This window comes from Pseudomonas sp. AU12215, assembly GCF_001675465.2.
GTDB lineage: Bacteria > Pseudomonadota > Gammaproteobacteria > Pseudomonadales > Pseudomonadaceae > Pseudomonas > Pseudomonas nitroreducens.
On the sequence record NZ_MACM02000174.1, the window covers coordinates 211155 to 218141 of the forward strand.

Genomic DNA, 6987 nt, shown 5'->3' on the forward strand with positions numbered 1-6987 from the left:
AGCTTAGGGAATCTTTGGCGGTCGCGGGGGAAATTGCCGCGAGCTGGGTACAACCATGTTCGCGCGGATCGCTCCGCAGTGATTGTACGAATGGCCGCCCGTGGACATCGGTGAACAGCGAAAAAGTTCCCGGCCACAGCTCTGCAATCGCAGCGGTCGGCGAAGTTGTGAGCGAGCCGTGCCATTGCCCGATCGCGCTGGCCGGGGTGGAACAACGGCCGCGGCGCCCGGTCGATATGGCGTCCGGTATTCCCTTGGAGTCAGCAATGTCCGTCAAACCCCGCGTTACCCTCGCACTGGCCGCCCTGCTGGCGGCTTCCTCGGCATTTGCCTTCAACCTGGGCGATGCCGCCAAGGCGGTATCCGGCGCGACCGGCGCCGATACCTCGCGGGTCGCCTCCACCCCGCAGACCAGCGGCCTGCTCAACGCCCTGACCGGCCAGCTCGGCGTCAGCGACGAACAGGCCCTCGGCGGTACCGGCGCCCTGCTGGGCCTGGCGAAGAACAAGCTCAGCACCGCCGACTATTCGCAGCTGGCGAAGACCGTCCCCGGCCTCGACAAACTCACCGGCAGCAACGCCCTGGGTGGCCTGGGCGGGCAGCTCGGCAATCTTGGCGGCGGCGCTTCCAGCGGCCTGCTGGGCAACGTCAGCAGCATGGGCGACGTGAGCAAGGCCTTCGGTGCGCTGGGCATGGACCAGGACATGACTGGCAAATTCTCCAGCGTGCTGCTGGATTACCTCGGCAAGCAGGGCGCCAACAGCAACCTGCTCGGCACCCTGGGCAGTCTCTGGGGCACCGGCGCCTGATATCCGCCGGCCGGCGCGGAACCGCCGCGCCGGGCACCGGTCCTATCGACGATCCGGCCCCGACCTGGGGTCGGGCAGCCGTTCTCCGGAGCCGTCGATGCCCACCCGTTCCGCCGTCTTCCTGGCCGCCGCCTGGCTGGTCGCGTCCCCTGTGTTCGCCGCTACCTTCACCGACACCAGCGAGCCCGCCGCTGAAACCCAGGGCGTGCCGCCGGCCGCCAATGCACTGCTGGGCAACCTCACCCGGCAACTGGGCGTCAGCGAGCAGCAGGCCATTGGTGGCACGGGTGCCCTGCTGGGGCTGGCGATGAACAGCCTGAAGGAAACCGACACGGCGCAATTGCAGAAATCCCTGCCGAATCTCGACCAGCTCGCCGGCAACAGTTCGCTGGGCGACCTGGGTGGGGCGCTGAGTGGTTTCGGCGGGTTGGGCAACGCCGCGGCGCTGCTGGGTGGAATCAACAACCTGCAGGACGTCGACCAGATATTCGGCGTGCTGGGCATGGACCAGTCGATGATCGGCCGCTTCGCCGGGGTGATCCTCGACTACTTCACCGAACAGGGCCTCAGCAGCCAACTGCTCGGTACGCTCGGCGGACTCTGGGGCACCCCGCTGACGCCGGCGGCGCCGGTCGCCGGGCGGGGTGCGTAGGGAGCCTCAGAACTCCTGGCGCAACTGCTCGATGCGCTGGTCCTTCTGTTCCCACAACTGCGACACCCAGTTCTGTACGTACTGGCGGAATTGCGCATCGTTCTCGTAATCGCCCTGCCATAGCGCGGGGTCGATCTCGCGTGCCTGGATGTCGACGATGACACGCGGCACGCGGCCGCATAGCAGATCCCAGAAGCCCGGTCGCGGGCCCTTCGGGTAGACCAGGGTGACGTCCAGCAGGGTATCGAGCTGCTCGCCCAGGGCCGCCAGCACGAAGGCCACGCCGCCGGCTTTGGGCTTCAGCAGGTTCTGGTAGGGCGATTGTTGCTGGGCCTGCTTGGCCGGGGTGAAGCGCGTGCCTTCGAGGTAGTTCACCACGGTCACCGGCATGCGCTTGAACTTCTCGCAGGCGGCCTTGGTGATCTCCAGGTCCTTGCCCTTGAGCTCCGGGTGCTTTTCCAGGAAGGCCTTGCTGTAGCGCTTCATGAAGGGATAGTCGAGCGCCCAGAAGGCCAGGCCGAGGAAGGGCACCCAGATCAGTTCCTTCTTGAGGAAGAACTTGAAGTAGGGCGTCTTGCGGTTGAAGGCCTGCACCAGCGCCGGGATGTCGACCCAGGACTGGTGGTTGCTGATCACCAGGTAGGACGTGTCGCCGCGCAACTGGGCGGAGCCACGGATGTCCCACACGGTCGGGGTCAGCAGGGCGAAGATGGCCTTGTCGATCTCCGCCCAGGTCTCGGCGATCCACATCACCCCGCGCGAGCAGGCATCCTTCGCTGCTTGTCCGGGAACGATGAGCTTGAGCAGGGCGATCAGCAGCATCGGGCCGATCAGGATCAGGGTGTTGAGCAGCAACAGGAGGCTGGCGAAGACGCCGGTCAGTGCCTGCATGGGGTCCTTTCCTTTTGCGACGGTGGCTGGAGCATGATACGCAGCCGACGTAGGGTTCCCAAGCGCCCCTCCCGCTGCAGTGGCCGGAAGACTATGCTCTGGGGGTCATACTCCGAGGCCTGCCATGTCCGACTCGCCGTACCTGCGCATTCTCGTCGAAGCCGTCACTTTAGGGATGTATGTGCACGAGCTGTGCGGATCGTGGGTGAACCATCCGTTCTGGCGCGCGCGCTTCCTGCTGGAAGATCCCGAAGATTTGCGACGCCTGAAGCACAGTGCGGTGCGCGAGGTGCTGATCGACCCCCGCCGCGGTTGTCTGCCGGTGTCACCGACATCTGCGCAGACTGGCGCGGCAGCCGCCGAGCAGACGCGGGAAGCGGCCGCGCCCCTCGCCCCGCCGATTGCCCGGCGCAGCCTGGAGGACGAGCTGCAAGTCGCCCGCCAACTGTGCATCCGCTCCAAGGAAATGGTTCTCGCCATGTTCCAGGATGCCCGCATGGGGCGCGTGGTCGATGCCGAGGGCGCGCACCAGTTGGTGGGTGACATCGCCGCTTCCATGCAACGACATCCCGACGCAGTCATCAGCCTTGCACGGCTGAAGACCGCCGACGAGTACACCTACCTGCATTCGGTCGCCGTTTGTGCCTTGATGATCGCCCTGGCGCGGGAGCTCGGCCTGGATGAAAACCTGGTGCGTGAAGCCGGCCTTGCCGGGCTGCTCCACGACATCGGCAAGATGACGGTGCCGATGGCGGTGCTGAACAAGCCGGGTCGCCTCGACGAGAGCGAGTTCGCCAGTGTGCGCGAGCACCCCTGGCGCGGTGGCGAGATTCTCCGCGAGGGCCGCCATGTCAGCGCGCTGGTGCTGGATGTGTGCCTGCACCACCACGAGAAACTCGACGGCACCGGCTACCCGCACCGCCTCGCCGGCGAGCAGATCAGCCTGTTCGCGCGCATGGGCGCGGTCTGCGACATCTACGATGCGATCACCTCCGACCGCCCCTACAAGGCCGGCTGGGACCCGGCCGAATCACTGCAACGCATGTCGCAATGGTGCGGCGGGCACCTTGACCAGCAGGTATTCCGCGCCTTCGTCCGGTGCCTGGGCATCTACCCCATCGGCGCGCTGGTGCGCCTGGAAAGCGAGCGCCTGGCAGTGGTGGTGGAACAGGGCGCGGAACTGCTGCTGCCGGTGGTCAAGGTCTTCTATTCGACGCGCACCCGTGCGGCGATTCCCTTCGAGGTGCTCGACCTGTCGCGGTGCAAGGGCCGCGAGCGCATTGTCAGCCGCGAGTCGCCGGACAAATGGGGCTTCCGCAACCTGGAGGCGCTGTGGAGTGGGCTGGACCGCCGGCGCGGCTCGTTGTTCGACGCGTGAAGCGGGTGTGCTGGCGAACCTATGGCGGGCGTGATAGTCCTATGCGCTACACCCGCCCAACCCGGAGTTCCCGCGTGAAACGCGCCCTCGCCCTGCTATCCCTTTTTGCCTTGCCCGGCCTCGCCCTGGCCGCCGAGACCAAACTCTACGGCCGCTACGAGTGGGTCAGCCTGCCTGAGCTCGATCAGACCCTGCAGGCCAAGATGGACACCGGCGCCTACACCTCCTCGCTGTCGGCCAAGGATATCCAGATCTTCCAGCGCGACGGCGAGGACTGGGTGCGCTTCAAACTGGCCACCAAGGATGGCGGCGACTCGGTGTACGAACACAAGCTGGCGCGCATCTCCAAGATCAAGAACCGCTCGGACGGCGCCGGCGAGGATGAAGAGGAAGAGTCCGGCCCCGGCCTCAGCCAGCGCCCGGTGATCGAACTGCCGGTGTGCCTGGGCGGCGACCAGCGCACCATCGAGGTCAACCTCACCGACCGCAGCCACTTCAACTACCCCTTCCTGATGGGCGCCAAGGGCCTGCGCAAGTTCCACGTCGCGGTGGACGCGGGCGAGCGCTTCGTCGCCGGCAAGCCGGACTGCTCCTGATCCTCGATTGACGCGGCGCGGGGCTTGGTGGACCCTTCCGGGACCTTCCCGGGAATCGGAATCCCATGCCCCACATCCTCATCGTCGAAGATGAAGCCGCCATCGCCGACACGCTGCTCTATGCCCTGCAGGCCGAAGGTTTCGAAACGACCTGGCTGAACCTCGCCGGCCCCGCCCTCGAGCGCCTGCAGCGCGAGGCCTTCGACCTGGTCATCCTCGACGTCGGGCTGCCGGATATCAGCGGCTTCGAAGCCTGCAAGCAACTGCGTCGCTTCTCCGAGGTGCCGGTGATCTTCCTCACCGCGCGCAACGCCGAGATCGACCGCGTGGTCGGCCTGGAAATCGGTGCCGACGACTACGTCGTCAAACCCTTCAGCCCGCGCGAAGTCGCCGCGCGGGTGAAGGCCATCCTCAAGCGCACCGCACCGCGTGAAGCGCCTGCCCCCGCGGTGATCGGCAATGGCCCGTTCGAGGTGGACGAGGAGCGTTTCCAGATCCGCTACCGCGGCCAGCCGCTGAGCCTGACCCGCCACGAATTCCGCCTGCTGCAGACGCTGCTGGCGCGCCCCGAGCGGGTGTTCAGCCGCGAGCAGTTGCTCGATGCCCTGGGCGTCGCTGCCGACGCCGGCTACGAGCGCAATGTGGACAGCCACATCAAGAGCCTGCGCGCCAAGCTGCGCCAGGTCGCCCCCGCCGCCGAACCGATCCAGACCCACCGCGGCCTGGGCTACAGCTACGCGCCGGACAAGAGCTGATGCGCCTGTCGCTGCGGATCTTCCTGGTCTACTTCTTCTTCGTCGGGCTGACCGGCTGGTTCGTATTGCGCACGGTGATGGACGAGATCCGCCCCGGCGTGCGCCAGTCCAGCGAAGAGACCCTGGTGGATACCGCCAACCTGCTGGCCGAGATTCTGCAGGCCGACGTGAAGCGCGGCACCCTCGACCAGAGCCGCCTGCCCGAGATGCTTCGCGCCTATGGCGCGCGCAGCCCGCAGGCGGACATCTGGGGCGTGAACAAGACCGCGGTGAACCACCGCATCTACGTGACCGACGCGCGCGGCATCGTCCTGCTGGATTCCCTCGGCCAGGCCGTGGGCCAGGACTACTCGCGCTGGAACGACGTCTACCTGACCCTGCGCGGCCAGTACGGCGCGCGTTCCAGCCGCGAGTCGGCGGACGACCCGGAATCCTCGGTGATGTATGTCGCCGCGCCGATCCGCGATGGCGAGAAGATCATCGGCGTGGTTTCGGTCTCCAAACCCAACCGCACGTTGCAGCCCTATATCGACCGTTCGCAACGGCGCCTCGCGTGGCTCGGTGCGGGGCTGATCGTGCTCGGCCTGCTGGTCGGCGCGGGGCTGTCCTGGTGGCTGAGCCGCTCGCTGGATCGCCTGACCCGCTACGCCCAGGCGGTCAGCGAAGGGCGCCGCGCGGAACTGCCGCGCTATCGCGGGGGCGAGATGGCGCAGCTGGCCGGCGCCGTGGAGCGCATGCGTGTGCAACTGGAGGGCAAGGATTACGTCGAGCGCTACGTGCACACCCTGACCCACGAACTGAAGAGCCCGCTGGCGGCGATCCGTGGCGCCGCAGAGTTGCTCGAAGGCGAGATGCCCGCCGAGCAGCGTGCGCGCTTCGTCGGCAACATCGCGGGGGAAAGCGAGCGCCTGCAGCAGCTGATCGAACGCTTGCTGAATCTGGCCCAGGTGGAGCAGCGCCAGGGACTGGAGGAGCGCGTGCCGGTGGCCTTGCATGAACTGGCCAGCGAGCTGGTCGATGAGCGCATGGCGCGGGTGCAGGGCGTGCAGCTGGAGAACGCCATCGCGCCGCAGGCGACGGTACACGGCGAGCGCTTCCTGCTGCGCCAGGCGCTGGGCAACCTGCTGGACAACGCACTGGATTTCACACCGCCGGGTGGTGTCATTCGTTTCGATGCGCAGCCCGATGGCGAGGGCTGGCGCGTCGAACTGTTCAACCAGGGCGAAGCCATTCCGGAGTTCGCCCTGCCGCGCCTGACCGAGCGTTTCTACTCCCTGCCGCGCCCGGCGAGTGGCCGCAAGAGCACCGGGCTGGGGCTCAACTTCGTCGCGGAAGTGGCGACCTTGCATGGCGGTGAGTTGAGCGTGGAGAACGTCGACGGCGGCGTCCGCGCGACTCTGTTCCTGCCCTTGTAGGACTGAGGGGGACGCCCAGTCCTGGCTCGCGAACATGCTCCGCTGTGGGGGGCAGGTTCGCGAGCAAGCTCGCTCCTACGAAAAGCCATAGCCACACAATCCCCACAGACTCTCCACATTCCGCCCCGAGCGCCACCACGCGCGAACCCCACGCTCACTCCGTCGTCCACTCACGGAGAAAGTCTTCGATGAACCGCCAACTCGGCATCAAGCTCGGCGCCATCGCGCTGTTGATCGTCCTCCTGCTGATACCCCTGCTGATGATCGACGGTCTGGTCGACGAGCGTCAGAACTACCGCGACGAGGTCCTGCAGGACATCGCCCGCAGCGCCAGCTACAGCCAGCAGCTCACCGGCCCGCTGGTGGTCGTGCCCTACACCCGCACCATTCGCGCCTGGCGCCTGGACAAGGCCAGCCAGCAGCGCGTATTGCAGGAGCGCGAGGTGCGCGGGCGGCTGTACTTCCTGCCGGAAGTCTTCAGWMTYACTCCG

Annotated in this window: 8 protein-coding genes; 7 read left to right on the forward strand and 1 reads right to left on the reverse strand. The window is 66.9% G+C overall.

The annotated features are described in order from the left end of the window. Nucleotides 1-266: 266 nt before the first annotated feature. Complete coding sequence (locus A9513_RS29525; RefSeq protein WP_024766519.1) at nucleotides 267-809, forward strand: DUF2780 domain-containing protein; 543 nt, start codon at nucleotides 267-269, stop codon at nucleotides 807-809. A 97-nt stretch (nucleotides 810-906) separates the two neighbouring features. After that, the gene (locus tag A9513_RS29530) at nucleotides 907-1461 is read left to right on the forward strand and encodes a DUF2780 domain-containing protein (RefSeq protein ID WP_065086270.1); all 555 of its coding nucleotides are present in this window, start codon (nucleotides 907-909) and stop codon (nucleotides 1459-1461) included. Nucleotides 1462-1467: 6 nt separating this feature from the next. On the opposite strand, the gene A9513_RS29535 is transcribed toward A9513_RS29530, so the two are convergent. Continuing rightward, nucleotides 1468-2352 (reverse strand): acyltransferase, encoded by an 885-nt coding sequence (locus A9513_RS29535; RefSeq protein WP_065086271.1) that lies wholly within the window; start codon nucleotides 2350-2352, stop codon nucleotides 1468-1470. Between the two features lie 124 nt (nucleotides 2353-2476). Between A9513_RS29535 and A9513_RS29540 the strand changes: the two genes are divergently transcribed. The 5 genes from A9513_RS29540 to A9513_RS29560 form a co-directional block, all read left to right on the forward strand. Beyond that, nucleotides 2477-3730 carry an HD-GYP domain-containing protein gene (locus tag A9513_RS29540; protein WP_065086272.1) on the forward strand — a complete coding sequence of 418 codons (1254 nt, stop codon included), beginning with the start codon at nucleotides 2477-2479 and terminating at the stop codon, nucleotides 3728-3730. Between the two features lie 74 nt (nucleotides 3731-3804). Beyond that, on the forward strand, nucleotides 3805-4326 hold the full coding sequence (locus A9513_RS29545; RefSeq protein WP_065086273.1) for an ATP-dependent zinc protease: 522 nt from the start codon (nucleotides 3805-3807) through the stop codon (nucleotides 4324-4326). Nucleotides 4327-4391: 65 nt separating this feature from the next. Next, nucleotides 4392-5081: a two-component system response regulator CreB gene (creB, locus tag A9513_RS29550; protein ID WP_024766524.1), complete on the forward strand. Its 690-nt coding sequence runs from the start codon at nucleotides 4392-4394 to the stop codon at nucleotides 5079-5081. Further along, nucleotides 5081-6496, forward strand: a complete 1416-nt coding sequence (gene creC, locus A9513_RS29555) for a two-component system sensor histidine kinase CreC (protein ID WP_065086274.1) — start codon at nucleotides 5081-5083, stop codon at nucleotides 6494-6496. Before creB ends, creC begins: the two co-directional genes overlap by 1 nt. Nucleotides 6497-6684: 188 nt before the next feature. Further along, the coding region (locus tag A9513_RS29560) for an inner membrane CreD family protein (protein WP_176707298.1) at nucleotides 6685-6987 on the forward strand (303 nt) is incomplete at its 3' end.

What these genes read in the sequence shown, in the direction of transcription:
- A9513_RS29535 (WP_065086271.1), bottom strand. Translation starts at nt 2,352, where the DNA reads ATGCAGGCACTGACCGGCGTCTTCGCCAGCCTCCTGTTGCTGCTCAAC.
- A9513_RS29530 (WP_065086270.1), top strand. Translation starts at nt 907, where the DNA reads ATGCCCACCCGTTCCGCCGTCTTCCTGGCCGCCGCCTGGCTGGTCGCG.
- A9513_RS29525 (WP_024766519.1), top strand. Translation starts at nt 267, where the DNA reads ATGTCCGTCAAACCCCGCGTTACCCTCGCACTGGCCGCCCTGCTGGCG.
- creB (WP_024766524.1), top strand. Translation starts at nt 4,392, where the DNA reads ATGCCCCACATCCTCATCGTCGAAGATGAAGCCGCCATCGCCGACACG.
- creC (WP_065086274.1), top strand. Translation starts at nt 5,081, where the DNA reads ATGCGCCTGTCGCTGCGGATCTTCCTGGTCTACTTCTTCTTCGTCGGG.
- A9513_RS29540 (WP_065086272.1), top strand. Translation starts at nt 2,477, where the DNA reads ATGTCCGACTCGCCGTACCTGCGCATTCTCGTCGAAGCCGTCACTTTA.